This window comes from Pseudonocardia sp. C8 (assembly GCF_014267175.1).
In the GTDB taxonomy this organism is placed as follows: Bacteria; Actinomycetota; Actinomycetes; order Mycobacteriales; family Pseudonocardiaceae; genus Pseudonocardia.
The window spans coordinates 2,069,696-2,094,586 of sequence record NZ_JACMTR010000002.1 but is presented as its reverse complement, the minus strand read 5'-3'; the positions used below and the strand labels follow the sequence as shown (position 1 = coordinate 2,094,586).

25 protein-coding genes and 1 other RNA gene are annotated in these 24,891 nt (G+C 70.5%); 8 read left to right on the top strand and 18 right to left on the bottom strand.

The genetic code is table 11. The features are described 5' to 3' along the window. Positions 1-220: 220 nt before the first annotated feature. From sigB to H7X46_RS10455, 3 genes are all read left to right on the top strand, one after another. Complete coding sequence (gene sigB, locus H7X46_RS10465) at positions 221-1,336, top strand: sigma-70 family RNA polymerase sigma factor (protein WP_222131264.1); 1,116 nt, start codon at positions 221-223, stop codon at positions 1,334-1,336. Positions 1,337-1,497: 161 nt separating this feature from the next. Beyond that, positions 1,498-2,019, top strand: coding sequence for a flavin reductase family protein (locus tag H7X46_RS10460; protein WP_186359217.1), 522 nt, complete (start codon positions 1,498-1,500; stop codon positions 2,017-2,019). Then, positions 2,016-2,549 carry an NAD(P)H-dependent oxidoreductase gene (locus H7X46_RS10455; RefSeq protein ID WP_186359216.1) on the top strand — a complete coding sequence of 178 codons (534 nt, stop codon included), beginning with the start codon at positions 2,016-2,018 and terminating at the stop codon, positions 2,547-2,549. The genes H7X46_RS10460 and H7X46_RS10455 overlap by 4 nt, the downstream gene beginning before the upstream one ends. Before the next feature lie 117 nt (positions 2,550-2,666). Here the strand turns inward: H7X46_RS10455 and H7X46_RS10450 are convergent, their stop codons facing one another. Both H7X46_RS10450 and H7X46_RS10445 read right to left on the bottom strand, forming a co-directional pair. Next, positions 2,667-3,569, bottom strand: coding sequence for a pseudouridine-5'-phosphate glycosidase (locus tag H7X46_RS10450; RefSeq protein ID WP_186359215.1), 903 nt, complete (start codon positions 3,567-3,569; stop codon positions 2,667-2,669). Positions 3,570-3,596: 27 nt separating this feature from the next. Beyond that, positions 3,597-4,271 (bottom strand): HAD family hydrolase, encoded by a 675-nt coding sequence (locus tag H7X46_RS10445; protein ID WP_222131263.1) that lies wholly within the window; start codon positions 4,269-4,271, stop codon positions 3,597-3,599. 283 nt (positions 4,272-4,554) lie between these two features. Between H7X46_RS10445 and H7X46_RS10440 the strand changes: the two genes are divergently transcribed. Next, the gene (locus tag H7X46_RS10440) at positions 4,555-5,160 is read left to right on the top strand and encodes a TetR/AcrR family transcriptional regulator (protein ID WP_186359214.1); all 606 of its coding nucleotides are present in this window, start codon (positions 4,555-4,557) and stop codon (positions 5,158-5,160) included. A gap of 109 nt (positions 5,161-5,269) precedes the next feature. Here the strand turns inward: H7X46_RS10440 and H7X46_RS10435 are convergent, their stop codons facing one another. The 3 genes from H7X46_RS10435 to H7X46_RS10425 form a co-directional block, all read right to left on the bottom strand. After that, positions 5,270-6,322 (bottom strand): ABC transporter substrate-binding protein, encoded by a 1,053-nt coding sequence (locus H7X46_RS10435; protein ID WP_186359213.1) that lies wholly within the window; start codon positions 6,320-6,322, stop codon positions 5,270-5,272. A gap of 61 nt (positions 6,323-6,383) precedes the next feature. Continuing rightward, the gene (gene htpG, locus H7X46_RS10430; protein WP_186359212.1) at positions 6,384-8,285 is read right to left on the bottom strand and encodes a molecular chaperone HtpG; all 1,902 of its coding nucleotides are present in this window, start codon (positions 8,283-8,285) and stop codon (positions 6,384-6,386) included. 40 nt (positions 8,286-8,325) lie between these two features. Next, complete coding sequence (locus H7X46_RS10425; protein WP_186359211.1) at positions 8,326-8,592, bottom strand: hypothetical protein; 267 nt, start codon at positions 8,590-8,592, stop codon at positions 8,326-8,328. Between the two features lie 105 nt (positions 8,593-8,697). Between H7X46_RS10425 and H7X46_RS10420 the strand changes: the two genes are divergently transcribed. Next, on the top strand, positions 8,698-9,111 hold the full coding sequence (locus H7X46_RS10420) for a VOC family protein (protein ID WP_186359210.1): 414 nt from the start codon (positions 8,698-8,700) through the stop codon (positions 9,109-9,111). Here the strand turns inward: H7X46_RS10420 and H7X46_RS10415 are convergent, their stop codons facing one another. From H7X46_RS10415 to H7X46_RS10370, 10 genes are all read right to left on the bottom strand, one after another. After that, positions 9,112-9,816, bottom strand: coding sequence for a hypothetical protein (locus H7X46_RS10415; protein ID WP_186359209.1), 705 nt, complete (start codon positions 9,814-9,816; stop codon positions 9,112-9,114). It abuts the gene before it with no gap. 62 nt (positions 9,817-9,878) lie between these two features. Then, on the bottom strand, positions 9,879-10,538 hold the full coding sequence (locus H7X46_RS10410; protein WP_186359208.1) for an MmpS family transport accessory protein: 660 nt from the start codon (positions 10,536-10,538) through the stop codon (positions 9,879-9,881). 324 nt (positions 10,539-10,862) lie between these two features. Next, positions 10,863-11,369, bottom strand: a complete 507-nt coding sequence (locus tag H7X46_RS10405) for a hypothetical protein (protein WP_186359207.1) — start codon at positions 11,367-11,369, stop codon at positions 10,863-10,865. A gap of 103 nt (positions 11,370-11,472) precedes the next feature. Further along, the gene (locus tag H7X46_RS30595) at positions 11,473-12,672 is read right to left on the bottom strand and encodes a site-specific integrase (protein ID WP_186359206.1); all 1,200 of its coding nucleotides are present in this window, start codon (positions 12,670-12,672) and stop codon (positions 11,473-11,475) included. Continuing rightward, positions 12,672-12,872, bottom strand: coding sequence for an AlpA family transcriptional regulator (locus tag H7X46_RS10395; RefSeq protein ID WP_186359205.1), 201 nt, complete (start codon positions 12,870-12,872; stop codon positions 12,672-12,674). Before H7X46_RS10395 ends, H7X46_RS30595 begins: the two co-directional genes overlap by 1 nt. Continuing rightward, entirely contained in the window at positions 12,862-14,541 is a 1,680-nt protein-coding gene (locus H7X46_RS10390) for a replication initiator (protein ID WP_186359204.1), read from the bottom strand. The genes H7X46_RS10395 and H7X46_RS10390 overlap by 11 nt, the downstream gene beginning before the upstream one ends. Further along, positions 14,538-16,124, bottom strand: a complete 1,587-nt coding sequence (locus tag H7X46_RS10385; RefSeq protein WP_186359203.1) for an FtsK/SpoIIIE domain-containing protein — start codon at positions 16,122-16,124, stop codon at positions 14,538-14,540. Before H7X46_RS10385 ends, H7X46_RS10390 begins: the two co-directional genes overlap by 4 nt. A gap of 175 nt (positions 16,125-16,299) precedes the next feature. Next, complete coding sequence (locus H7X46_RS10380; RefSeq protein WP_186359202.1) at positions 16,300-16,581, bottom strand: WhiB family transcriptional regulator; 282 nt, start codon at positions 16,579-16,581, stop codon at positions 16,300-16,302. 140 nt (positions 16,582-16,721) lie between these two features. Beyond that, positions 16,722-17,183 (bottom strand): hypothetical protein, encoded by a 462-nt coding sequence (locus tag H7X46_RS10375; RefSeq protein ID WP_186359201.1) that lies wholly within the window; start codon positions 17,181-17,183, stop codon positions 16,722-16,724. A 116-nt stretch (positions 17,184-17,299) separates the two neighbouring features. Beyond that, complete coding sequence (locus H7X46_RS10370; protein WP_186359200.1) at positions 17,300-17,746, bottom strand: plasmid replication, integration and excision activator; 447 nt, start codon at positions 17,744-17,746, stop codon at positions 17,300-17,302. Between the two features lie 167 nt (positions 17,747-17,913). On the opposite strand from H7X46_RS10370, the gene H7X46_RS10365 reads away from it, so the two are divergent. Genes H7X46_RS10365 through H7X46_RS10355 form a run of 3 tightly spaced genes read left to right on the top strand, consistent with a single transcriptional unit; the run spans position 17,914 to position 21,169 of the window. Further along, positions 17,914-18,519 (top strand): helix-turn-helix transcriptional regulator, encoded by a 606-nt coding sequence (locus H7X46_RS10365; protein WP_186362577.1) that lies wholly within the window; start codon positions 17,914-17,916, stop codon positions 18,517-18,519. Further along, a complete protein-coding gene (gene cutA / locus H7X46_RS10360) occupies positions 18,516-18,851 on the top strand; it encodes a divalent-cation tolerance protein CutA (RefSeq protein ID WP_186359199.1) in 336 nt (111 codons plus the stop codon). The genes H7X46_RS10365 and cutA overlap by 4 nt, the downstream gene beginning before the upstream one ends. A gap of 2 nt (positions 18,852-18,853) precedes the next feature. Further along, positions 18,854-21,169, top strand: coding sequence for a restriction endonuclease (locus H7X46_RS10355; protein ID WP_186359198.1), 2,316 nt, complete (start codon positions 18,854-18,856; stop codon positions 21,167-21,169). 167 nt (positions 21,170-21,336) lie between these two features. Here H7X46_RS10355 and H7X46_RS10350 read toward each other — a convergent pair whose 3' ends face one another. From H7X46_RS10350 to H7X46_RS10340, 3 genes are all read right to left on the bottom strand, one after another. Continuing rightward, positions 21,337-22,485: a hypothetical protein gene (locus H7X46_RS10350; protein ID WP_186359197.1), complete on the bottom strand. Its 1,149-nt coding sequence runs from the start codon at positions 22,483-22,485 to the stop codon at positions 21,337-21,339. A 380-nt stretch (positions 22,486-22,865) separates the two neighbouring features. Further along, an RNA gene (rnpB, locus tag H7X46_RS10345) (RNase P RNA component class A) lies at positions 22,866-23,265 on the bottom strand. A 152-nt stretch (positions 23,266-23,417) separates the two neighbouring features. Beyond that, positions 23,418-24,875, bottom strand: a complete 1,458-nt coding sequence (locus H7X46_RS10340) for a YdiU family protein (protein ID WP_186359196.1) — start codon at positions 24,873-24,875, stop codon at positions 23,418-23,420. Positions 24,876-24,891 lie beyond the last annotated feature (16 nt).

Below are 24,891 nucleotides of genomic sequence, written 5' to 3'. Positions count from 1 at the left end.
TATGCCGATGCGCGATCCGCTGGCGCTACTCGCTTAGCGCCCGAGCGGCCCGATCCTGCAACTGCATGTGGCCGACGACACGGCCCCGACGGCGATTTTCCCGCCGCCGGGGCCGTCTCGCGGGAACGATCCACCCCCGGAACGCGTTGGTGACGGTGTAGGGCGATGCGACGAGGCCCCATCCGACGCACGTCGCGCCCGAGCAGGGGAGGAAAGACACATGACGGTGACCACGACCGCTCCGGCCGTGCCGACGGCCGACACCCCGGCCGTTCCCGGCCCCCGCCGCACCACGGAGGCCCCCGCTCGCACCCACCCCCGTCCGACGAGGGCCACGCAGGACACCGCGCTCGACACCACCGTACCCGGGGCGGCGGCCGCCGTGGCCGAGGATCTGGACGCCCAGAGCCCCGCTGCCGATCTCGTCCGCGTGTACCTGAACGGGATCGGGAAGACCGCGCTGCTGACCGCCTCCGAGGAGGTCGAGCTGGCCAAGCGGGTCGAGGCCGGCGTCTTCGCGCAGCACCGGCTGGACACCGCGGCCGCCGACGGCACCCTCGAGGCCATGGACCTGCAGTACCGGCGGGACCTGCGGGCCATCGTCCGCGACGGCGCGCGGGCCAAGAACCACCTGCTGGAGGCCAACCTCCGCCTGGTGGTCAGCCTGGCCAAGCGCTACACGGGGCGTGGCATGCCGCTGCTGGACCTGATCCAGGAGGGGAACCTGGGCCTGATCCGCGCGGTCGAGAAGTTCGACTACACCAAGGGCTTCAAGTTCTCCACCTACGCGACCTGGTGGATCCGCCAGGCGATCACCCGGGGGATGGCCGACCAGGCCCGCACCATCCGGCTGCCCGTGCACCTGGTGGAGCAGGTCAACAAGCTCGCCCGGATCAAGCGGGACATGCACCAGCGGCAGGGGCGCGAGCCCACCGACGCCGAGCTGGCCGCCGAGTCCGGCATCCCCGAGCACAAGATCCAGGACCTGCTGGACCACGCGCGGGACCCGGTGAGCCTGGACATGCCGGTCGGCTCCGAGGAGGAGGCCCCGCTGGGGGACTTCATCGAGGACGCAGAGGCCACCGACGCGGAGAACACCGTGATCTCCAGCCTGCTGCACGACGACCTCCGCCGGGTGCTCGCCACCCTGGAGGACCGCGAGCAGCGGGTGATCCGGATGCGCTTCGGCCTCGACGACGGCCAGCCGCACACGCTCGACCAGATCGGCCGCGCCTTCAAGCTCTCCCGGGAGCGGGTGCGCCAGATCGAGCGCGAGGTCATGGCGAAGCTGCGGGTCGGCGAGCGGGCCGACAAGCTGCGGGCCTACGCGAGCTGAGCCGGACACCCGGCACGACCCGACGGCCGTGCGGAGCGACCGCTCCGCACGGCCGTCGTCGTTCGTGCCCGGTCCGGACGGGTCGCCGCGTGTCGCACGGCACGGGACCGGCCGGCGGTGATCGGTGGCCGGGGCCCGCCCCGCCGCCTTAGGGTCGGGTCATGCCCGGCTCGACGACGCACTCCACGTCCGTTCCCGGTCCGGTGACCCCCGGCGCCATGCGGGACGCGCTCGGCGCGTTCGCCTCGGGTGTGGTCGTCGTGACCGCGCAGGGACCCGCGGGGCCGATCGGCTTCACCTGCCAGTCGTTCTCGTCGCTGTCGCTGGACCCGCCACTGGTGTGCTTCTCCCCCGCCCGCACCTCGGGGAGCTGGCCGCGGATCCGCGAGATCGGCCGGTTCTGCGTGAACGTCCTCGCCGCCGACCACGAGCACCACAGCACCGGCTTCGCGCGGTCCGGGGTGGACAAGTTCGCCGGGGTCTCCTGGGCCCCGGCGCCGTCCGGCGCGCCGGTCCTGGAGGGCGTCAGCGCGTGGATCGACTGCACCCTGTGGAACGAGTACGACGGCGGTGACCACACGATCGTCGCCGCCCGGGTCGAGGCGCTGGGCACCGACCCGGACCGGATGCCGCTGCTGTTCTTCCGCGGCGGCTACCACCTGACCCCGCGGGGCGCGTCGTGACCCGCGTCCTGGGCGTCGTCGCCGGTCCGGAGCCGGGCGGCCGGACCGCCACCGCGGTCGCCGGCCTGCTGGCCGGGACCGGTGCGCCGACCGAGCTGGTCGAGCTCTCGCAGACGCCGTTCGCCGACGTCGTCGCCGGATTCGCCGAGGCCGACGCCGTCGTGTTCGGCAGCCCCGTCTACCGGGCCGGGCACACGGCGTCGCTGAAGGCGCTGCTGGAGGCGACCGAGCGCGGGAAGTGGGGCGAGACGACCGCCCCGCTGCAGGGCAAGACCGCCGCGATCGTGCTGACCGGGGCGAGCGGGCACCATTTCCTCGCCGTCGACGGGCTGCGGTCGGTGCTGGCCGGGTTCTTCGCGGTGCAGGTGCTCTCCCCCGGCCTGTACCTGGATCACTCCGGCTTCGTCGACCGGAACACCCTCACCCCGGAGTCCGCGGAGCTGGCCGCCGCGCACGGGCGGGCGCTGGCCGACCTGACCGAGGCCGTCCGCTCGTCCGCGGCGCTGCGCGCGATCACCCCGGTGGTCTGACGGCCGCGTAGCGCGGGCCGAGGCGTCGCACAGGTTCGGTGCTCGCCGCACGAGCCCCAACCTGTGCGGCGCCCGGACAGCCTGTGCGGCGCCCGGACCGCCATGTCGCGGGGTCCCTCAGTCCCCCGTCGCGAGCGCCGCGGCGACCCGGGCCCCGAGCGTCACGTTGTTCCGGTAGACGGCCACGTTCACCGCCAGGCTCCGGTCCCCGGTCGCGTCGCGCACCCGCTGCAGGAGGAACGGTGTCGCGTCCTGCCCGGTGATCCCGGCCTCGGCGAGGGCCTTGAGGGCGTCGGCGAGGGCGGTCTCGTGCTCGGCCGGTGGGAGCTGCTCGTCGGCGGGCACCGGGTTGGCGACGACGAGCGCCGAGGACAGCCCGAGGTGCCGGGCGTGCCGCCAGGCGACGGCGACCTGCTCCGGCGACTCGACGCGCTGCGCGACGGTGTGACCGGAGTCGGCGACGTAGAAACCGGGGAACGCGTGCGTCCGGTAGCCCGCGACGGAGATGCCGAGGGTCTCCATCCGTTCGAGGGTGGCGGGGATGTCGAGCACCGACTTCACCCCCGCGCTGACGACGACGATCGGCAGCCGGGCCAGCGCCGGCAGGTCCGCGGACTCGTCGAAGGTGGAGGACGCCCCGCGGTGCACCCCGCCGAGCCCGCCGGTGGCGAACACCCGGATGCCCGCGCGGTGGGCGAGATGGGCGGTGGCGGCGACCGTCGTCCCGCCGGACGCCCCGGTCGCGCAGGCCACGGGCAGGTCGCGGGCGCTGAGCTTGACGGTGTCCGGGTCGGACGCGAGCCGCTCCAGCTCCCGGGCGGACAGCCCGACGACGACCTCACCGTCCAGCACCCCGATCGTGGCCGGGACGGTCCCCAGCGACCGGATCAGCTGCTCGGCCTCGGTCGCGACCTCCAGGTTCCGCGGACGTGGCAGGCCGTGCGTGACGATCGTCGACTCGCAGGCCAGCACCGGGCGGCCCTGGGCGAGCGCGCGCGAGACCTCGTCACCGATCCTCATCGCGAGCGACCCTAATGCCCCACGGGCTCAGCTGGGCAGGCCCAGCAGGGCGGGCAGGTCGGCGACCGAGTCGATGACGGCGTCGGCCCCCGCCGCCCGCAGCCGCGGCTCGCCGTGCGCGCCCCCGCGCACCCCGACCGCCAGGCCGGCCCCGGCGCGGACCGCGGCGTCGATGTCGGCGTACGCGTCCCCGGCCACGGCCGCACGGGCCGGCTCGCAGCCGGTGCGCTTCGCGGCGGCGTGCAGGAGGTCCGGGTCGGGCAGGCCGCGTCCGTCGACGTCGGCCGGGGACAGCAGCACGTCCACCCGGCCGCCGAAGCCGAGCGCGTGCACGAGCAGGTCCCGCAGCTCGGGGGCGAACCCGCAGGTCAGCGCGACACTCAGGCCGGCCTCCCGGAGCGCGTCGAGCGCCTCGCCGGCACCGGGCACCGGGCGCACCCGGCCGTCCCCGGCAGCGGCGGTCAGGTACTCGACGAACGCGGCGTGCGCGCGCCGGGCCCGGTACATGTCGCCGTCGAGCAGCTCGCCGAACACGGTGATCGTCGACCGGTCCATCGTCGCGCGGGCCTGCCGGTCGAGCGCGGGGTAGCCGGGGCCGTCGACCCGGACCCGCGCCGCCCGCAGGCCGGCGCGCACGGCGGCGAGCACCAGCCCGTCGTCGGCCATGGTCGTGCCCGCGAGATCGAGGACCGCCAGTTGCACGGGACGAACTCCAGTCCTCGCGGGTGTCCGGCGGCCGTCGTCCACCTGACCGGCCGGTGAACCGGCTGCGGCACTCCGGCGAAGGAACGCCCACGACACGCACGCTTTCCCGCCGGTCCCGGTCGGCAGGCCGGCGCTCCACCGGACATCCGGGGCCGTGATCGCTACGCGGCGTTGGTACCGGGCCACCCAGGGTCGCGTCCACCGGGGCGGGTGGCGCCGGCCGCGCCCGCCGTCGGCATGTACTCACTGCGCGTGACGTGCGGGGCGCTACCGTTCAGCGATGAGCACCACGACCGGCACCGGCCCGACCCGGCCGCTGCGGGCGGATGCCGCACGCAACCACCGCCGCATCGTCGAGGCTGCCGCCGCGGCGTTCGAGTCGGACGGCCCGGACGTCGCGCTCGACGAGATCGCACGTCGCGCCGGGGTCGGCGTCGCCACCCTGTACCGCCGTTTCCGGACCCGCGACCAGCTCGTCCGGGCCGTGCTCGAGGAGGTCTTCGCCTCCGAGATCGAGCCGACCGCGGCCGCCGGGGACGGCGACCCGTGGACGGACCTGGCCGGTTCGCTGTCCCGCGCGGTCGAGGCGATCGCCGTCCGGCGCACCATCCTGAAACTCGCCCGCGAGGCCGGCGCGTTCGACGCCGAGCCGGTCCAGCGCTACGGCCGCACCCTGACCCGGCTGCTCGACCGGGCCCGCGACGCCGGGGCCGTCCGCCCCGAACTCACGCCCGGTGACCTGTCGGCGGTGCTGGTCATGGCGATGGCGGTCGCCGAGGGAGCCGAGACCGCGCCGGACGCCACCGGCGAGGAGCGGCGCCGCTACGTCGCGCTCCTGCTGGACGGCCTGCGCCCGGGACATCCGCCGCTGCCGCCGGACCAGTAGCCGGCTTCCACTTCCGGCGCGGCCCTTCCGCGACCACGGATGAGCGGTTACGGTCGCACCCGTCCGCTCGGCAACGGCGCCGGGCGGATTTCGTTCGTCCGGCCCGGCCTCACCCGCCGGCCCGGCCGGGATGCAGCCGCCCGGCCAGCGCCGCCACCGCGTCGGCATTCCGGATACCCGGGCTGACCTCCGCGAACGTCGTCGTGAAGATCCTTCCGTTGCGCACGGCGGGCACCGTGGCGAGTGCGGGGTCCCGCCGCAGCTCCTCGGCGAGCGGTTCCGCGGCCTCCGGTCCCTTGTCCGCCCCGCAGCAGGCCGGGACGACGATGACGTCCGGCCGCGCGGCGATGATCCCCTCCGCGGTGACGGTCTGCTGGCGGCCGCTGATCTGCGGGAAGGCCTGGGTGCCGCCGGCTGCCTCGATGATCGTCGTCGCGATGTCGCCGGAGCCGAACACCCGGAACTCGCCGGCCCCGGACGGGCTGTTGAGCATCGCGACCCGCGGGCGCTCGGTGATCCCGGCGAGCCGCCCCGCGACGCCGTCCAGGGTGGACCGCATCCGGGCGGTGAGCTCCGCGGCCCGGTCCTGCGCCCCGAGCAGGCGCCCGAGCGCGGTGAGGTCGCGCTGCACGCCCTCGAACGTCACGTCCACCGCGCCGAGCGACGCCTGGGTGCCGCCGTCGGCGGTCGGGCAGTAGGCGCTGAACAAGAACGTGTCCATGCCCGCCCGCACCAGCTCGGCCCGGGTGCCCAGGCCTTCACGGGTGAACGCGCCGGTGAACCCGGAGACGACCAGGTCCGGCGCCAGCCGCAGCACCTCCTCCCGGGAGGGGTACTCCTCGGGCCAGTAGACCGGGCGTTCGCGGTCGGGACGGAAACCGGCCGCGAGCTCGGGCGGCAGCACGTTGTCCAGGTAGGCCGCACCGACCAGCCGGTCCCCGGCGCCGAGCGCGAGCACCGCCTCGACGCCGTTCTGGAACATGGCCACGATCCGCGCGGGCCGCTCGACCGGTACGTCGACACCGCAGTTGTGGAGGGTCTCCGCGGCGGCCGGCGAGGGCGGGCCCGCCGGGGAAGGCCCGGTGCCGCAGCCGGCGAGCAGGGTCAGGGCGAGCAGCAGCGCGGCCGGGGCGACGCGACGCGGCGGGCGGGAGCGGGGCACGCGGACACGCTACCGCCATCTCCCGCCCAACTCGACACCTGTGCAGTTGTTCAGTAGTTTGTCACAGGGTGCGCTGCAGCCGTCCGGCCAGCAGGCCGACGAACCGGGACGGGTCGGCGAGCTCGCCGCCCTCGGCGAGCAGCGCCATGCCGTGCAGCAGCTCCGCGGTCTCGGCGAGCGCGGCCTCGTCGCCGCCCTCGGCGCCCCGGGCATCCCGCAGCCCGGTGACCAGCGGGTGCGACGGGTTCAGCTCCAGGATCCGCTTCACCTTCGGCGGCTCCTGCCCCATCGCCCGGTACATCTTCTCCAGGGTCGGGGTCATGTCGAACTCGTCGCCGACGAGCACGGCCGGGGAGGTCGTGAGCCGCGACGACAGCCGGACCTCCTTGACGTCGTCACCGAGCACGCCGGCCATCCACTCGCACAGCCCCGCGAACTCGGCCTTCCGCTCCTCGGCCTGCTGCTTCTCCTCGTCGGTCTGCAGGTCGACCTGACCCTTGGCGATCGACCGGAACGGGGTGCCGTCGAAGCCCTCGACCGCGTCCACCCAGACCTCGTCCACCGGGTCGGTGAGCAGCAGGACCTCGTAGCCCTTCTCCCGGAACGCCTCCATGTGCGGCGAGGCCTCGATCGCGCTCCGCGAGTCGCCGGTCATGTAGTAGACGGCGTCCTGGCCCTCGCGCATCCGCTCCTTGTAGGCGGCGAGCGTGGTCGGCTCCTCGCCGTGGGTGGAGGCGAACGACGAGACACCCAGGATCGTCTCGCGGTTGTCCGGGTCGGAGAGCAGGCCCTCCTTGAGGGCGCGGCCGAACTGCTCCCAGAACGTCGTGTACTTCTCCGGCTGCTCCTCCCGCAGGGTGCCGATCGTCGACAGCACCTTCTTGACCAGCCGGCGGCGGATCGCGGAGATCTGCCGGTCCTGCTGGAGGATCTCGCGGGAGACGTTCAGCGACAGGTCGGCGGCGTCGACCACACCCTTGACGAACCGCAGGTACTCGGGGACGAGCGCCTCGCAGTCGTCCATGATGAACACGCGCCGGACGTAGAGCTGCACGCCGCGGCGGGCGTCGCGCATGAACAGGTCCATCGGCGCGATCTTCGGCAGGAACAGCAGCGCCTGGTACTCGAAGGTGCCCTCGGCCGCGAGCCGGATCGTCTCGAGGGGCTCCTGCCAGTCGTGGCTGATGTGCCGGTAGAACTCGGCGTACTCCTCGTCGGAGACGTCGCGCTGCGGGCGGGCCCAGAGGGCCTTCATGGAGTTGAGCGTCTCGGGCTCGCCGTCGGCGTCCTCGGCCGGCATCCGCACCGGCCAGGTGATGAAGTCCGAGTAGGTCTTCACGATCCGGCGCAGCACGGAGCGGTCGGTGTAGTCGTGCAGCTGGTCGTCGGCGTCGGACGCCTTGAGGTGCAGGGTGACCGACGTGCCCTGCGGGGCGTCGGCGACCGGTTCGATCGTGTAGCTGCCCTCGCCGTCCGAGGACCAGTGCACGCCCTCGGCGGTCCCGGCCTTGCGGGTGGTGAGCTCGACCCGGTCCGCGACCATGAACGTGGAGTAGAAGCCGACGCCGAACTGGCCGATCAGCTCCTGCGCGTGCTCGGAGTCCCCCGCTTCCCGCAGCTTCTCCAGGAGCTCCGCGGTGCCGGACTTCGCGATCGTGCCGATGAGCTCGACGACCTCGTCGCGGGTCATGCCGATGCCGTTGTCGCGGACGGTGAGGGTGCGCGCCTCCGCGTCCGGGACCAGCTCGACGTGCAGGTCGGAGGTGTCGGCGCCGAGGTCCTTGTCCTGGTAGGCGGCGAGCCTGACCTTGTCCAGCGCGTCCGAGGCGTTGGAGATCAGCTCACGCAGGAACACGTCCTTGTTCGAGTAGATCGAGTGGATCATCAGCCGGAGCAGCTGGCGGGCCTCGGCCTGGAACTCGATCGTCTCCGTGCTCAACGTCTCTTCCCTCCTGGCGTCCATGCGGTCAGACGGTGCGATTCTGCCGTGCGCGACGACGGTGTCACGACGCCCCGTCCAGTCGTGCGGCGCAGCGGGCGATCCCGGACCGGATCATCCGCCCGTAGCCGTCGTCGCGGAGCGCGCCTGCGTGGTCCCCGGCGAGCGCCAGGTGCCGGCGGGCCTCCTCGTCGTGACCCAGCCGGCGGTGCACGTCGGCCAGGTTGAGGTGCAACGACGGGTGGAACCCCGCGACCTCCAGCGAGGCGTGCACGGCCCGGGCCCGCTCGGCGGTCACCTCCCCGGCAGCGGCGAGGGCCGCTCGTCCCACCGCAGCTCCGCGTCGAGGTCGTCCTGCACGGACCCCGACACTTCCCGGCCGCCCCCGCACGATCGAGGACGGTAGCTGTCCTGGAGGCGCGGGAGGATCGCTCCCATGACGCCGACCGTCCAGATCGCCTTCGACGCCGCCGACCCGCACGCGCTCGCCCGGTTCTGGGCCGCCGCGCTCGGCTACGAGGTCGAGGACCACACCGCGCTGATCGAGAACCTGCTGGCCGCCGGGCACCTCACCGCCGACGAGGTGCTGAGCGACGGCGACCGGAAGTCCTTCCGCGACGTCACCACCTGCCGCGGGCCGGGCCCGCGGGTGTTCGTGCAGCGGGTGCCGGAGCCGAAGACCGCGAAGAACCGGGTGCACCTCGACCTGCAGGTCGGCCCGGAGGCCGCGCAGGCCGAGGTCGACCGGCTGGTCGGACTGGGCGCGGAGGTGCTGTGGACGACGTCCGACCGCGGGCCGGTCACGGTGACCCTGCGCGACCCCGAGGGCAACGAGTTCTGCGTGTCCTGATCAGCCGGGCTCGAAGTCGTAGGTCCGCTTCCCGACCTGGACGAGGTCGACGGCCGCGGTCAGCCCGCCGTTCCCGGCGCCCTGGTTGACCCCGGCGGCGAACGCCGTGGCGTCCGGGTGTGCCTCCATGACCTCGTCGAGGGTGTACTGCCGGTCGCCGCCGGCGCAGGCCCGGTAGGCGTCGGCGCCACCGATCTGCTGGGTGAGGCAGAACGTGCCGGAGCCGACGTCGTACCGGGTCCAGGTGCCGGCGGGCGCCGGCTCCGGGAGGAAGGTCAGCAGGTGGAGCTCCTGCGGGCCGAGCTCGCCGCCGTTGATGTCGACGGCGATCTGGAACGACGGCATCGCGTCGGTCCCCGACCGCGGGTCACGGATCGCCCGGTAGCTGCTCGACCGGAAGCGCTCCAGGGGCCCGGCGACATCACCGGTGGTGAACTGGACCTTGTCGTCGTCGCCGGGGGTGCGCAGCTCGAGCGCACCCGTCCCGCCCTCGGGCGGGGCGCCCAGCCGGGAGGTGAACTCGCGGCTGCCGGCACCCCGGTCGTAGGTCCCGGCGAACTGGTTCGACTCGGCCGGGGTGACGGTCACCGTGCCGGACGGCCCGAACGGGTCGACGGCGAGCGCCGGGTGCAGTGCGGCCGTCGCCAGCAGCCCGGCCAGGGTCGCCGCCGTGGCGATCAGCCCGTTCCGACGTCCTAGACGCATCGGTCCCCCTCGGGTCGTGGTGTGGGGATCAACGAGGCGCGGGGCGGGGCGATACGCCGTCCTCAGCTACCCGAGCACGTCACCACGGCGTACGGACCGGAACTGGACGAGCTGGTGACGAGCTTTCCGCCACGCAGGATCTCGCAGGTGATCTCGTTGTCGGCCGAGCCCGATGCGGACTGGGCCACCACCGTCATGACGGTGAACCCGGAGTCCGGGAACTCCACGGTCTTGCTCCACGGCAGCGAGACACCGTTGGCCTGCTCCTGGCCGAAGTTCTCCTTGGCGTAGGTGATGCTCGTGGCCTTGCCCGACCCGGTGATCCGGTAGGTCACCTCCTGGCTCGCCGGCGCCTCAACCTCAGGCTCGGGCGCGGTGACCGCCTCCGGGCCCGGCGCGGACGCTACCGGCGCCGGAGCCACCGGGGCGGGCGGCACCACCGCAGCCGGCGGGGGCGGGGCGACGGCCACCGGGGTCGGCAGCGGCGTCGGCTCGGCCGTCGCGATGGCCGATACCCACGCGATGCAGACGACCAGTCCGATGGCCGAGAGCACGGTTCCGGCGATGGCCAGGCCCTTGTTGTTGGCCACGCCCTTGCGGACGCGCAGCCAGCCCAACACGGCGAAGATCAGACCGAGGATGGACAACGGCCACGCGATGACTCCGATGATCGGTATCCACGCGAACAAGACGGACAGCAAGCCGAGCACGAAGCCGGTCACACCGAAGCCGTTGCGGTAGGCGTGCGCCGTGCCGGGGTGGCTCGGCGGTGCAGCAGGGAAAGACATGATCGAGAAGCCCTCTCGGACGGCGCTACGTACGCAAGCAGCAGTCGCAAAGGGGGCTGCCCGTGTTAGCAACCTTCCCGAGAAGGGGTCGCCAACGAGAGCGGCTTCAGAGGCCCGACGGACCTGTCGATCGAGGATGACCGCCGTTCCTGCAGACCGAAGGAGCGGCGCGGACGAGCCGGCCTGTAAGCCGGATGTAGAGGTCGCCGCAGGTCAGAGACCTGCTAGGCGCGGTGGGCCGTCTCGGGGCCGTGCCCACTACCCGAGCGCGGTGCCCAGGCCGTCCACGATCAGCTTCGTCAACGTCCCCGCCGCCGCGCCGGTTGTGATCAACTGCTGCACCCGGCCGACAGTCCGTCGGACCTTCCCCGGATCCGGCGCCCCGCTTTCGAGTTCGCTCTCGACCTCCGTCGTCGACTCCTCCACCGCGGTCCGGCTGTCGTCGTCGAGTCCGAGGGTGTCCAGCTGGTCACGAAGGAGGACGAGGCACTCCCGGAGACCATCGACGTTCGCGATGGGAGCGTCACCCTGCCACCGGCTCTGATCCACGGGTCCGGAGATTCCGATAGCCATCTGGCCGCTGTTGTTCACCGGGCCGTAGATGTTGTTCACGATCCCGCCCGGTCCGACTGCGGTGTCGCCGGACTCGACGTCGAACGTGATCGGCTTGACGTTCTTCTGCGCCGACCGCTGCAGCTCGTTGTTGAGGTCGCGGGTGAAACGATCGATCCCGCGCTTATTGATCTTGAAGCCCTTGCTGGACATGCCCAGTGCCTCCTCGCATGAGTGCTGGGGTCACTCCTGCCCGTTCCGACCCACATCTGTGGGAACAACATCAGTGTAACCACAACATGTAGGGGAACGCCCACTAGTCGGCCGCGAACACGGCGTCGATCGCGCGCCGAGTGCGGGCCGCGCTGGACGGCATGAGGTGGGTGTAGGTCCGGAGCGTGAACCCGGGGTCGTGGTGGCCCAGGTAGTCCGACAGCGCGCGAATGCTCTCGCCCGCGTCCAGCAGGACCGAGGCGTAGTAGTGGCGCAGCGCGTGCGTGCCGTCCTGCCGGGTCGGCTTGTCGACACCGGCCGCCCTCCGGGCCGGAGCCCAGACAGCTTCGTTGAAGTGGTTGCGCCTCAACGCTCCCCCGCGCTCGTCGGTGATCAGCAGCCGGACCGTGGTCGGTTCGCCGCCCGGGACGCGCCACGGCAGGGTCACCGGCACCGTCGGGAAGCGCTCGGCGTGCTCGTCGACAAGGCGCACGACGCTGCGTGCGATCGGGACCTCCCGCGTCTTGTTGCGCTTGGGCGGCGAGAAGACCAACCGGCTGTCGACGAGGCGCACTTGCCGAACGATGTGCAGGACCCCGGCCTCCCGGTCGATGTCGTCCAGCGAGACACCGAACGCCTCCCCCTGGCGCAGCCCGCACCCGGCACCGAGCACGACGAAGATCCCGTACCGCTCCCGCATCGCGAGCCGGAGCTTCGTCACCCGCGCCCGGGACCACGGCACGACCTTCACCGGCGGACGCTTCGGCCTGACCACCGACCGTGCCTGACACGGGTTCTCCCGGATGAGCCGGTCGTCCACGGCCGCGCTCAGGATCGACGAGACGTGCGCGAAGCACCCGGCCTGGTAGCTCTCGGCGACGCCCCGGTCCTGCATGCTGCGGATCCACGTCCGGACATCGGTCGGATTGATCCCGCCCAGCTCCCGGCGCTCGAAGAACGGGAGGATCTGCGCGTTCAGCCGCCAGGTCACGCTGTTGCGGGTCGACGCCTCGAACGTCTGCGAGTCCAGCCAGCGACGCGCGTAGTCGCCGAAGGTGATCCGGCCGGCCTTCGGGTCGATGTAGCTGCCGTGGCTCTTGTCGCTCTCCATGCTGACCAGGAACTCGTCGGCCGCACGCTTCTTGCGGTCCGGGAAGCTCCTGCTCCGTTCGCGGCCCTCCGGGTCGAGGAAGCGCACGCGGTAGCGGTTGCCCCGCCCGAAGCGTTCGGTCTTGCGCCGCACCGTCGTGCCGGTGGCCGGATCCCACTCGTCCCGCCACCACCGATCTTCGACGTGCCCCACTACGCCACCTCCGAGCGCAGGGAGTCGACCCAGGTGCGGACCTCTGCCGGGTCGTAGCGCAGATGACGGCCGATCTTGTGCACGGGCGGGCCCTGACCGAGCCACTTCCACTGGTAGAGCGTCTGGACGGGGACACCGAGGTAGTAGGACGTCTCCGCGGTGGTCCACATCGGATCGATCACCGGTCGTTCACGCGGCATTGCGGCCTCCCGTGCTGTCGTCGATCTCGGTTGCCGAACGGTCGGGTGGTTCGCCGGTCGCCATGAGCGCGGCGTCGTAGTCGGCCCGCCATCGCTGGCGTTGGTGGATCGCGTGCAGCAGCAGGACCGGCCGGGGCGGCACGTCGGTGTCCGCGGGTCGGGTGGTCTCCCACTGGAACGGGCCGTCGTCGACCGCGTAGCCGGGCTGGACTCCGGCCTTGTCGAGGAGTTGCCGAACGAACGCGGTCCGCTCGGCGCGGTGGTCGGACAGGCTCTTGTTGGACCACTTGCGGGAGACCAGGACGCGGCGGCCGGCGATGCCGAGGTGTTCGGGCTTGTGTGCCTTGCCCCGGCAGCGGCCCGGGACGGTGCCGGGTCGGGCGCCCTTCGGTTCGACGCCGTACACGAGCCAGATCGGGCAGCGCGGCGAGCACGGCGTGATCGCGAGTTCGGCGGCCAGGCGTCGGGCGTGCTCGCGCTGGCGTTCAGTCGCGGTCTCGTCGAGCCCGGCCGCCTGCCCGACGCTCTTGGTGAGGTATTTGGTCAGGTAGCCGATGTGCCGCCCGGCCTCCTCGGTGCCGCCCAGGATGCCCTTCACGTGCACCTGCGGCCCGAACGTGACGGTGTGCGCCGGAGTGAGCAACACGTCCGGGTCGGTAGCCTCCTCCCACGTCGGCAGTGGGTCGCGGGTGTCCGGGTCGACGAACGCCTTGTGGTGGTTGTCCCAGCGCGGCAGCCGTTCGCCGGAGTAGACGATCGTGTCGTGCGGGGGCCACCAGACCTGGTGATACGTCGCCGCCGTGATCGCGCGCAGCTCCGCGCGCGGGATGGTGCCCCGGATCGCCGCGTGGAAGTGCGGCGCCCCGCGTTTCTGGGGTTCGACGGTGCCGAAGTACTGCACGTCCCAGCCGACACACCGGCGGGTGTTCTGCCAGAACCGATCGACCAGCTTGGGGAAGTGGATCGCGTCCCGCGCGGCCCGACGGTAGTCGTAGCTGTCCGGGTCGACGGCGGCGCCGTTCTTGTCCACCCGCCCGTAGCTGTCCAGGGTCAGCGTCAGGAAGGTGGACGGTCGGTATTTGCCGCCGAACACCCGCCCGACGGTGCGGTCCTCCACCGGCCGCCGGGGCAGGTTCGGTGCGTCCTGCCGCCGCCGGGTCGACCGCCGCACGGTCTGCGGTGTCGGCTCCAGCGGCGCCAGCCGGCCCCGCACCCCGAGCGCCCGTAGCTCGGCATCGATGTCGGCGACGGTCTCGCTGATCTCCTCACACTCGGACTCGTCGCCTTCCTTCCGGGCGAGTTGATAGGCCGCGTGCAGGTCGGCGCGGGTGGCCATCAGGTCCTTCTGCGCCTGCGAGGGGTCGGCGGACTTGCAGAGTGGTTCCTCCTCGAGGTGCCAGCCCTCCCGGCACTGCACCATCCGCAACCGGCGTGCCTTGTCCGAGCACGGGCGGCACTGGTCCTCCCGGGTCGACCCGCACGGCACCGGGACGATGTCGACGCGTCCGGTCGTGGTGTCGATCCGGCGCATCGCCAGCGGCCGGACGCAGACGCCGTGGTCCTCGGCGAGCTGGCTCGCGACGTCGTTCGAGAGCGCCAGGAGCGCCTTCTGCGCCCGCGTGAGCTGGTCCTGGTCGACGGTCTCGGTGCGGGTCTCGGTGGTGGTCATGCAGCACCTCCTGCAGGGGATGCGGCCGGCTGTGGGAACGGCAGGACCGGGCGCGGCCCCGGGATCGCCAGCGGCGCCGGGCCGGTGACGAGCCGCTCCAGGTCCTTGATCGCGTCGTCGGGCACCCACGCGGCGCGCACGCGCAGCGGCTCGCGAATGCCTTCGCCGAACAGGTAGCCGACGCCGGCCTCGGACTCGCCGATCCGGTTGGCCCAGGCGCCCCGGTCGTAGGCGTGCTCGCCGAGCACCATTCCCACGTGCGACTTGGTGGCCACCCGCAGGCAGATGCGGCGCGGGAACAGCTCCCTCACCGGGACCGTGTCCTTGGTGGGTTCCTGGACGTAGCCGCGCATCGTGTAGCCGAGTGCCCGGCCCTGGGTGGTGAGCAGGGCGACGCGTTCGGTGATGGCCTCGCGGGTCTTGCGGTCCCTGACGTAGCGCACGAGTGCGCCGATCTCGTCGAACTCCAGCAGTTCGAGGGGGTTCTCCCGGGTGATCGGGACGGTGCGGACCGATCCGGCGTGCTCGCCCTTGCGCGCCTCCATGCCGTCGACGAGCTCGTCGAGCAGTTCCAGGGCGTCCTTGCTGGTGACCGCGTAGCGGTGGAACACGTCCCGGCCGTAGGCCAGCTCCATGCCCTTGGGGTCGATCCCGGAGACCCGCACGAGTCCGTCGCGGATCGCCGGGCCGATGGACACGATGGGTGCCCACATCACCGAGTTCTTCCCGGCGCCGGTGGCGCCGGCGCACAGGGTGTGCCCACCGGCGAGGGGCTGGTGCCAGTCGGTGCCGTACTCGGTGCGCCCGGACCACACCCGCGACAGGTCGACCTCGTCCCCGGTGGCCTGGTGTAGCTCGGCCACATCAAGGCAGGCGACCACGTCGGAGAGCAGGTTGCGGCGCTGGAAGTCGATCGACACGACGTTGGACTCCAGCTCCCGCACCTGACACCGCGCCACACCCCGGGCGACGGCCAGCGCGCGGGCGGCCTCATCGACGTCCTCCGGAGTCTGACCGGGCACCAGCCGCACCCTGACCTCGTCCCACGAGGGCCCGGAGCGCACGCCGAGGATCCGCGGAGTCTGGTCCCGGCGGGGCCGCCGGCGAGAGACGGCGCCGCTACGGCCCAATGGGTTGACGTTCACGACCAGGGCGTGGCGGTCGTCCGAGACGGTCAGGCGGCAAGCGCGGAGCCACCTCGGCATGCGCGGGGCGTAGATGGTCCAGCGCTGCCACCGCGCCCGGATCCGGCGCCCGGCCCACACATCGAACGAGGACACCGAGACCCATCGCCACACGCCAAACCCGGCCACGATCGCGGCGATGGTGACCGCGAGCGAGAGCCAGCCGAGCCAGTGCCACCACGCGATCACAGCGGCCGACGTTCCGACAGTGCGCGGGTGGCGGACCAGCCAGCGCACGCCGAGGTAGGCGCCCTTGATCGCGAGCCAGAGCGCGACGAACACGGCCGCGATCGCAGCCAGGGTCTCCAATGCCTTGGTGACCGCGTGCGCGATCTTGGCCAACATCCAGCAGCCGAGGGCGAGGCCGCCGCCGAGCACGATCATGGTTCCGACGTTCATCGCGAGCCACCTCCGCGCCGGCCGTTCTTGCGTGGGCGGGGTCGTCCCGGGACCTGGTTGAGCGGGACGAGGGTGAGTTGATTGAGGTGATCGGCGCAGCGGCGCCGACGCGGGTCGGGCCGCTCGTGCAGGACCGTCCGGCACACCTCGCACCGGCCCGGGCTCTCGGTGGCGCTCACGCGACACCACCCCCGAGCGTCGAGGCCGGGGCGATGGTCAGCCCGGCTCGATGCAGCGCGGCGCGCTCGTCAGGGGTGGTGCCGCCGTAGACGCCCCATCGGCGTGCCGGGTCCTCGGTGGCCATCACGTCGGCCAGACACGCCGCGCGGACCCGGCAGCGACCGCAGATCCGCCGCGCCGGACGGACCAGGTGCTCCCTGCGGTAGGACACCGGGAAGAACGTCTCCGGGTCGCTGTCCACGCACCCCGCGTCCCGGCGCCACTCCCCCGCACTCATCGGAGCGTGGTGTGCCAGCGGTCCCAGCAGCGCCACAGTCGACACCACCACCGCCGGCACAGCACGCGCGCCCGCGTTCCCGGCGCAAGTGGGATCGGCCGTCCGCAGCGGGCGCATCGCCTGTAGACGCGCACCCCCGGTCACCGCCGTGCCCCGATCGTCGGGACCGTCTCCGCGAGATGCGGGCGGCCGAGGTCAGTGACCCCGAGGGCATCCCAGTTCGACATCGCGCCCGCACAGTCCGAGGTGGGCCGGTCGAGAGCGTGGGCGGTCCAGTCGGCAGCCGTGTCCCGCCAGAACCGGGCATCGTCCGCGGCCTTGCACCGAGCCCGGATCGCGGCGTCGATGTAGACGAACGGGACCGTCCGGTGATCAGTGGCACGCTGGAGCACGGCCCACCATCGGGCCTCGCGGGCGTGCAGCTGCTCCAGCCGCAGTGCGCGAGCCGCTCGCTCCGTCGGGTCGGTCGGCCGCTGGTCGCAGACGGCGAGGATCGCGGTCGTCAGCCGGGCGATGGACTGCGCGGCCAGCCGGACCGCGAGGCCGGCCGGAGTATCGATGTCGGGCGGGGTGTGGGCATGGGTCGGTCGCGAGACGTACATCTAGGATTGGTGTCCTTCCGGATCTCTGCTGCCTGCCAGGGCGAATGCGTGATGCGGGAGACGGAGGGGGGTCCGCTCCAACGGACTCCCCTCCACCCACGTGGGGCGGGATCGGATCAAGCGGCCTCACCGTCCTGGCCGCTCTGCTGCTTGCCCCGGCCGCCGGAGGATGAGCCGTGCCCGCCCGGAGCGCGCATCCCGGTCGCACGGATGCTGTACGCGACCCGGGGCCGGCCGCCGTTCTCGGCGACGTACGGCGTGACGGTCACTCCCTCGAACTCCACCGGGCGGAACGGCAGCCCGGCCGCAGCCTCCGGCGGAACCGGCTGGTGGGTGGCCGCGATCTTCACCACGACCGTCTTGTCCTTGCTCCGCGCCTCCGGGTCGGCGTCGAGCACCGAGACCGACCAGACCGGCAGCCCGGTCTCCTTGTCGAGCTGCTGGACCGGACGGCCCGGCTGCGACTTCTCGAAGTCGCGCACCGGTGCGACCTCGGAGACGACGTAGGCCCCGTGCGGGAACACCTCACCCATCGGGACCGCGAACCTGCTCTTGATGGCCATGTGGCTCACTCCTCCTGGTAGCTCGGCCGGGCCGGGATGGCTCGGCCGCGTCAGCCCGAGGTCAGCGGACTCACTCGCCCGTGTTGCGGACTAACTCGTCCTATAGTCGGGCGACCTAGTCCGGTTGTCAAGGACCAGGAAGTCCTACAACGATGGGAGGGGTGGAGATGTCCGAAGTGATCCGCCAGCGCCGTGCCGCACTGGGCATGTCGCAAGGCGACCTCGCGCGCGCGGCCGGGGTCGACACCCGGCAGATCCGCCGCTACGAGGCAGGAGAGCAGCAACCGCTGCTGTCGGTGGCCGTCACGATTGCCGACGCCCTCGGGATCTCCGTGAGCGAGCTGGCCGGCCGCACCCCGAACCGGGTCACCGTCACCGGCGAGTGGTGGGCGTCCTGGCAGACCACCCGCGACGGTGTCGAGAAGATCGCCACCCAGCCCGTGCACATGCGCCAGGAGGGCGACCTGGTCCACATCGCCGCCACGCAGCGCGGCCTCAGCGCCGAGGAAGGCGGCTACCTCTGGACGGGCGAACTGCGACTCTGGGACAACCAGGTCCTCACAGGCTGGTACGCAGCCTCCGACGGCGCCGTCCGATCCAAAGGAACGATGTTCCTCGCAATGCACCCCCACGGCATCTACATGACCGGCCGATGGGTCGGCCTCGGCTACGACGACGAGGTCATGACCGGCTGGGCGAGCATGGGCAAGACACGCGACGACTCCGAACGTGCAATAACCGAGCTGATCAGCACCCGAGGGGGCACAACATGACGGAACTCTCCGAAGTGGTGATCACCGCGCCCGACCCGGAATGGCTCCGCGATTTCACCCGCAGCCTCGTCGCGGACCGTCTCGCCTCCAGCGTCCACAACTTCACACCGGTGCAGTCAACGTATCGATGGCAAGGTGAGATCCACGATCGCACCGAAGGCCGCGCCTCGCTGCACACACGCCGCGCCCTCATCTCTGAGATCGTCCAACGTGCCAGCGACCTTCACCCGTACCAGGTGCCCGGCATAAGTGCGCGCCCAATTCACGATGGTAACCCCGAGTACCTGCAGTGGATCGAAAATGCAACCCGAGACCCTGCCGAGGCGGGCTGACGATGCCGGACTACGACTATCGCACCTTATCTCCCGACGACTTCGAAACATTTGCATGCGAACTCTTGCGAGCCCACTACAACGTCGAGTTTAAATGCTTCCGTCGCAGTCCGGACGGTGGAATTGATCTATTGGCAACGACCGAGTCCGGGCGATTTATCGTACAGTGCAAGCACTACTTCAATTCACGTTTTTCCGATCTGCGACGTGCTGCACGCGCAGAGAAGCAGAAGATGGACGTCCAGCAACCTAATCAGTATTTGTTTGTCACAACGCAAGATCTGACGCTCACCCAACAGCTTGAGCTGGCAGATGACCTCGCCCCGTGGGTCGATAATGTGAACAACATCGTCGCAATGCGGGACCTGAACACGATGCTTTCTCAGCATCCTGGCGTCGAACAGGCGAACTTCAAGCTCTGGATGGCATCCAGCGCCGTCCTCAGTCAGATTGTCCAGTCGGGCCTGTGGTTTCGAAGTGAAGCTCTCCTAGAAGAGATTCAGGATCGAGTCCAGCGGTTCGTATCGAACGATGGATATTCACGCGCTCGTGCAATGCTCGACGATAAGCACGTGTGCGTCATCACCGGCACACCCGGTGTCGGAAAGAGCATGATCGCTGACATGCTTTCGCTCACCCATTGGTATGACGGATGGCAGGTAGTCACTCTCGAATCGCACGAGATCTCCCGTTGTTGGGATGCGTGGAACAAGGAGACCAAGCAGCTATTCTATTTGGATGACGTGTTCGGCCAGACCGACCTGCAGGAGAGACTGGGGCGAGACAGCGGGCCCCACCTAGCTCGTCTCATCGATCGCGCGTCTCGCGCCGCAACAAAACGAGTTGTCGTTACCAGCCGCACACACATACTCCGTGACGCCGAGATGCGCGATGAGAGAATCGAGCGATCACGGATCGCCGCTCGCGAGTGCGTTGTTCAGTTGTCGGACTACAGCGTAATGCAGAAGGCTCGAATTCTCTACAATCACGTATATTTTGGCGACCTCAATCGCGATGTTGTTCGAGAATTCGTTCAGAGTCGGCGATACCTCCAGATTGTGAGACACCGTAACTTCACTCCGCGGCTCATTGAGCAATCTATTCTGCAACATGCAATCGACGACCAGAGTGGGAGCCTCGATGAGCGACTCACCACGGTACTAGAACGTCCAGTTCTGCTGTGGGGAAACAGCTTTCGCGAATCACTAGATGAGCTATCTCGTAGGATCCTAATGCACGTCGCAATGCATCAGACCCGTGGAGCGGGTATTTACAACCTCCGACGGGCCGTGTCAGATGACAGCACGCCAATTGCCTTCACAAATGCGATCAAGCGCCTTGAAGGTAGTTGGATTCGAGTCTTACAGGAGCCAGGCGACCAGATGCCGCTGGTTCGCTTCCATGACCCGAGCTGCAGAGATTTCGTTCTTGCGTTTCTCGATTCCCAGCCTGAGTACATCATGGACTTGCTTAGGCGCTCCGAGTCTATAGAATCGCCGACGGTCGTATTGCGATATGCGTTAGCTCGAACTTCTCAGGACAGCAGAAAGTACCCTAGGATCTGGGAAGCTATCTCCGCGAATCTTCCGGAAATTGGCCACCTGATTACTCGCGCCTGGGAGCAGCGCAGCAAGCGCCCGGGCGACGAGGAGATCGACGACCTCAGCTACCTCCTGTCGGCGAGTCAGCACTTTGAACTCGGGCTAACTCAATGGATCGTCGACCATGCTCTCGAAATCTCACTCCCGGATGAGGCAGACCTAAGCGCAGATGCACTCGACCTTCTCAGCGAAATAGGCAATAGGGAGTCGCCTCTCAGGCCCGCAGAGACCTCCAACCTTGTTCTGATTTTCCGCGCCGTCGCTAGCGCGCTAGCAATGGAGGGCAACAGCAAATGGACCGACCTGAACTCCGCTCTCGCGTCGGTGCGAGAAGAACTGACCGATGAACAGTATCGTCAATGCTATGACACCATAGCTTCCCACTTTGGCACGTGGCTCGACGGCGAGATTGACGGAATAGTCGATAACGCGACGAGCGCACAAGAAGCGCGAGACTGGATTTCAGAAGCCGAGACCGAAGCGCACCGATTGTTCGGATCCGAACGATTCTCATTCGAGTTTGAAAACTTCGAGCAGAAGGTTACGGAGAAGTTCGAAGAATTCGATGGCGCTGGATACCTCGCAGAGTACGGCGACAGGAGCAGCAGCGGCAGCACATCAGCTAGCTTGCTGGAACGCATCACTGAAGCGCGCGACGCGCCCCGGATAGCTGGCCCTGACGAGGCGATCGACAGCCTGTTTCGCCCACTTCAGTAAGAACCCAACTGTCACCCTACGACCAACTAGCCTGCCGAATCTACCTCTATGAGATCAAGAGCGCCGCCTTCGGCGGCGCGCGGGCCGGCCACGCCGGCCCGCCGGCTTCGCTCCCTCTACCTCCGGCCCGGTCGCGGCCGTCGGTCCGGCTACCCGGCCCGCGCCGCTCAGGGCCGCCCTGACTCCTGCCAGCAGCGGAGGTGATTCCGGATGCCCTGCCGCACCGACACCTCCCGAAGCGGTTCGCCGCAGTATCGGCACGCACTCGTGTGATCGAGCGCGAGGTACCGCGTCTCCACCCGGCCACGCTGCTGCGGGATCAGTGCCGTCAACCGACGCTCGACGTCCGCCGTGCATGGTCCGATCGGTCCGACCTCGTCGTGCTCGCTCGCACCTCGGGCAACCGGATCCGGGTCGATGAACGTCCCTGCCGTCATCTCAGCGAACCGAGCGGCGTCCTTCGCCCTGACCATGTACGTGGCCTTGATCCGCCTGACGCCGACCGAGACCTCGATCGGAAGAAGGCCACCGTCCGGTGCTTGCTCTGCTACGTCATCGACGCTGTAGCCACCGAGGGGGAAGAACTTCGGGTGCCACTCTCCACACGGGCGGGGGCGCTTTGTGTGAGGGCACACACCGCCGAACCCCTGCGCCGTGGTGTCTTGGAACCAGGGACGTGCGCACTTGAACTCGTGCAGCTGCCGCAGCCCGTTGACGACGGTCCACGAGCCGCGCGGGGCGAAACCGTGCGGGAGTTCGTTGGTCAGGACCGTCGGCACGCGGTACGCCCACTTCGGCGGTCCGTCTGGCCTGTCCCCCGACCAGAGCCTCGTGATACCGCTTCGCGCTGCCTTGAATGTCCTCGCCTTCGCGGTCTGCTCGCTCATGCCACTGTGCTGGACTTCAACGCCAACCTTGACGGACCCTTCGATCAGTACATCGACCGTCGCCCCCGGGATCGTCTTCTCCGGCTCGACCGAGTGTCCAGCGTCGGAGCCCGCTCGCATCCAGTAGTCCTGCTGCCAGCGGTGCTGGTCCGTCATGCGGCTGGCCTTATGTTCGCCCAACGTGGCGTCGAAGTGAGCCAAGATCCACCGCTTGTATTCATCCAGACGGAGATAGACCCAGGCGCCGTGAAACGGCTGTCCCGGCTGGTCGTGCTCTCGACACTCCAGCACGTACCGACCGCCGATCGGACGGTCTCCCGAGGTGGTCTTGTGATGCAGCTCCGCCAGCAACTCAGCCATCTCCGGCTCAGCCGCTCGCTCGAGATCGATCTCCCTGCCAGAACCCACCTCTGTGGCGCGTATGGCCACGGGCACCTCCAGGCGAACCGGTTGCCCACCCCAAGCGATGAGCAGTCACCTACTAGTGAAGCACCCGCCTCCGACAGTTCCGACGCGTACGACCGCCACCCCCTCGGCCGAGGAGTGTCCACGCCGCAGAGTCGGCCACAAGGGCGCCTGACGGCGTCGCTGACGCGATGGCTGGCGCCACCCTTGCCCCCGCCTCTGCGACGAGCAGCGCGGCCAGGACGAGGGCGATGCCGGGAGAATGGCCACCAAGATCAACCCCCGGGCCGTGGCTGGGCCGTCGGGCGTTGCAGAGCGTCGAGAACTCGCAAGAGGCCGCGAGAGCGTCTTGCCTGGTCAACGCACATGCCGCGCTCCCCCACCGCAGTCGAGGGAGAGCGGGGCGGACGAGCCGGTCTGTAAGCCGGATCCTGTTCCCGGGCACCTCACGGTGCACCGTTCGGCGACCATCCATCTCGGCCTGCCGTCGCCGGCAGGCTCCAGCGGTCCACCCGCAGGCATCGGGCGGGCCACCCTCGAACGCCTGCGCAGCCACGCGCGTGCGCGACCTCTTGACCTTGCTCCGGGTGGGGTTTACCGAGCCACCCCGGTCGCCCGGGGTGCTGGTGGTCTCTTACACCACCGTTTCACCCTTACCTCCGGGCGAGCCCGGAGGCGGTCTGTTTTCTGTGGCACTGTCCCGCGGGTCACCCCGGGTTGCCGTTGGCAACCACCCTGCCCTGTGGAGTCCGGACTTTCCTCGGCGGGACCCGGGGGCCCCGACGCGGCCGCCCGACCGACTCGTCCGCGCGTTCGAGGATAGCCGCCGCGCGTGGTCGGCCGGCGACCCGCTCCCCCGCCGACATGTAGCCCCAGCGCGAATTGTCGATCTCCACGGAACCCTCGGCTGCATCTCGGCGGCGGGGGTGGGACCGAGGGCGCGGCGCGAGCAGGGGTCAGGTCCCGCAGAACGTCACGAACGGCGGGGCATCCGGCCCGGCGGGCTCGGCGTACCGCTCGTACCCGGGGCGCTCCTCGTACGGGTGCCCCAGCACCTGCAGCAGCCACTGGACGGGTTCGAGGTCACCGTCGGCGACGGCGGCACCGAGCGCCTCCTCGACCAGGTGGTTGCGCGGGACGTAGATCGGGTTGACCCGGTCCATGGCGGCGCCGTCCGGGCCGGCGGCCCGCCAGGACGCCAGCCAGTCGTCGGCGGCGGTGGACGGGTCGTCGAACAGCGCGCGGACCGGGCCGGCGTCGCCGCGGGCCGCCGTCGACAGCCGGCGGAAGAACAGCGTGTGGTCGGGCTTCTGCTCGGCGAGCAGCCGGGCGAGGTCCTCCAGCATCGGCCCCGCGGCGAACCCGGCGGGCAGGCCGAGCTTGGTGCGGTAGCCGTCGTCGCGGGCGGACAGGTACAGCTCGGCGAAGCCCTCCAGGACCTCGGTGGCGAGCCGGACCGCCTCGTCCCGGTCGTCGTCCAGCAGCGGCAGCAGGGCCTCGCCGAACCGGGCCAGGTTCCACTGGGCGATCCCGGGCTGGTTGCCGTAGGCGTACCGGCCGCCGTGGTCGATGGAGCTGTAGACGGCGGCGGGGTCGTGCGCGTCGAGGAATGCGCACGGGCCGTAGTCGATCGTCTCGCCGGAGATCGTCATGTTGTCGGTGTTCATGACGCCGTGCACGAAGCCGAGGTGCATCCACTGCGCGATCAGCGTGGCCTGCACCTCGACGACCCGGCGGAAGAGCTCCAGGTACGGGTTCGCGGCCCCGGCGCAGGACGGGTGGTGGCGGGCGATCGCGTGGTCGGCCAGCCGGCGCAGCACGTCGGCGTCGCCGGTGGAGGCCGCGAACTGGAACGTCCCGACCCGCAGGTGGCTGGCCGCCGTCCGGGCCAGGACCGCCCCCGGCTCCGGACCGCGGTCACGCAGCACGTGCTCGCCGGTCGTGACGACCGCCAGCGACCGGGTGGTGGGCACGCCGAGCGCGTGCATGGCCTCGGACACGACGTACTCGCGCAGCATCGGCCCGAGCGGGGCCTTGCCGTCGCCGCCGCGGGCGAACGGCGTCCGCCCCGACCCTTTCAGGTGCAGGTCGCGCCGCTCCCCGGTCGGGGTGACGAGCTCGCCGACGAGCAGCGCGCGGCCGTCGCCGAGCCGGGGTGCGTAGCCGCCGAACTGGTGCCCGGCGTAGGCCTGGGCGACCGTCGTCGCGGACTCCGGCACCGCGGTCCCGGTGAGCAGTCCGAGCCCCTCGGGCGAGCGCAGCACCGCCGGGTCGAGGCCCAGCTCGCGGGCCAGGGCGTCGTTGACCAGCACCGTCCGCGGCTCCGGGACCCGGGCTCCCTGCCACGGCACGTACAGGCCCTCCAGGTCGCGGACGAAGGTGTTCTCGAACGCGATCTCGGTGGCTGCCGTCATGCCTCCAGGCTACGGA

Excerpts from the sequence above, each read along its gene's own strand:
- sigB (WP_222131264.1), top strand. The coding sequence starts at position 221 with ATGACGGTGACCACGACCGCTCCGGCCGTGCCGACGGCCGACACCCCG.
- H7X46_RS10460 (WP_186359217.1), top strand. The coding sequence starts at position 1,498 with ATGCCCGGCTCGACGACGCACTCCACGTCCGTTCCCGGTCCGGTGACC.
- H7X46_RS10450 (WP_186359215.1), bottom strand. The coding sequence starts at position 3,569 with ATGAGGATCGGTGACGAGGTCTCGCGCGCGCTCGCCCAGGGCCGCCCG.
- H7X46_RS10440 (WP_186359214.1), top strand. The coding sequence starts at position 4,555 with ATGAGCACCACGACCGGCACCGGCCCGACCCGGCCGCTGCGGGCGGAT.
- htpG (WP_186359212.1), bottom strand. The coding sequence starts at position 8,285 with ATGGACGCCAGGAGGGAAGAGACGTTGAGCACGGAGACGATCGAGTTC.
- H7X46_RS10420 (WP_186359210.1), top strand. The coding sequence starts at position 8,698 with ATGACGCCGACCGTCCAGATCGCCTTCGACGCCGCCGACCCGCACGCG.
- H7X46_RS10415 (WP_186359209.1), bottom strand. The coding sequence starts at position 9,816 with ATGCGTCTAGGACGTCGGAACGGGCTGATCGCCACGGCGGCGACCCTG.
- H7X46_RS10405 (WP_186359207.1), bottom strand. The coding sequence starts at position 11,369 with ATGTCCAGCAAGGGCTTCAAGATCAATAAGCGCGGGATCGATCGTTTC.
- H7X46_RS10395 (WP_186359205.1), bottom strand. The coding sequence starts at position 12,872 with ATGCCGCGTGAACGACCGGTGATCGATCCGATGTGGACCACCGCGGAG.
- H7X46_RS10390 (WP_186359204.1), bottom strand. The coding sequence starts at position 14,541 with ATGACCACCACCGAGACCCGCACCGAGACCGTCGACCAGGACCAGCTC.
- H7X46_RS10385 (WP_186359203.1), bottom strand. The coding sequence starts at position 16,124 with ATGAACGTCGGAACCATGATCGTGCTCGGCGGCGGCCTCGCCCTCGGC.
- H7X46_RS10380 (WP_186359202.1), bottom strand. The coding sequence starts at position 16,581 with ATGAGTGCGGGGGAGTGGCGCCGGGACGCGGGGTGCGTGGACAGCGAC.
- H7X46_RS10375 (WP_186359201.1), bottom strand. The coding sequence starts at position 17,183 with ATGTACGTCTCGCGACCGACCCATGCCCACACCCCGCCCGACATCGAT.
- H7X46_RS10370 (WP_186359200.1), bottom strand. The coding sequence starts at position 17,746 with ATGGCCATCAAGAGCAGGTTCGCGGTCCCGATGGGTGAGGTGTTCCCG.
- H7X46_RS10365 (WP_186362577.1), top strand. The coding sequence starts at position 17,914 with ATGTCCGAAGTGATCCGCCAGCGCCGTGCCGCACTGGGCATGTCGCAA.
- cutA (WP_186359199.1), top strand. The coding sequence starts at position 18,516 with ATGACGGAACTCTCCGAAGTGGTGATCACCGCGCCCGACCCGGAATGG.
- H7X46_RS10355 (WP_186359198.1), top strand. The coding sequence starts at position 18,854 with ATGCCGGACTACGACTATCGCACCTTATCTCCCGACGACTTCGAAACA.
- H7X46_RS10340 (WP_186359196.1), bottom strand. The coding sequence starts at position 24,875 with ATGACGGCAGCCACCGAGATCGCGTTCGAGAACACCTTCGTCCGCGAC.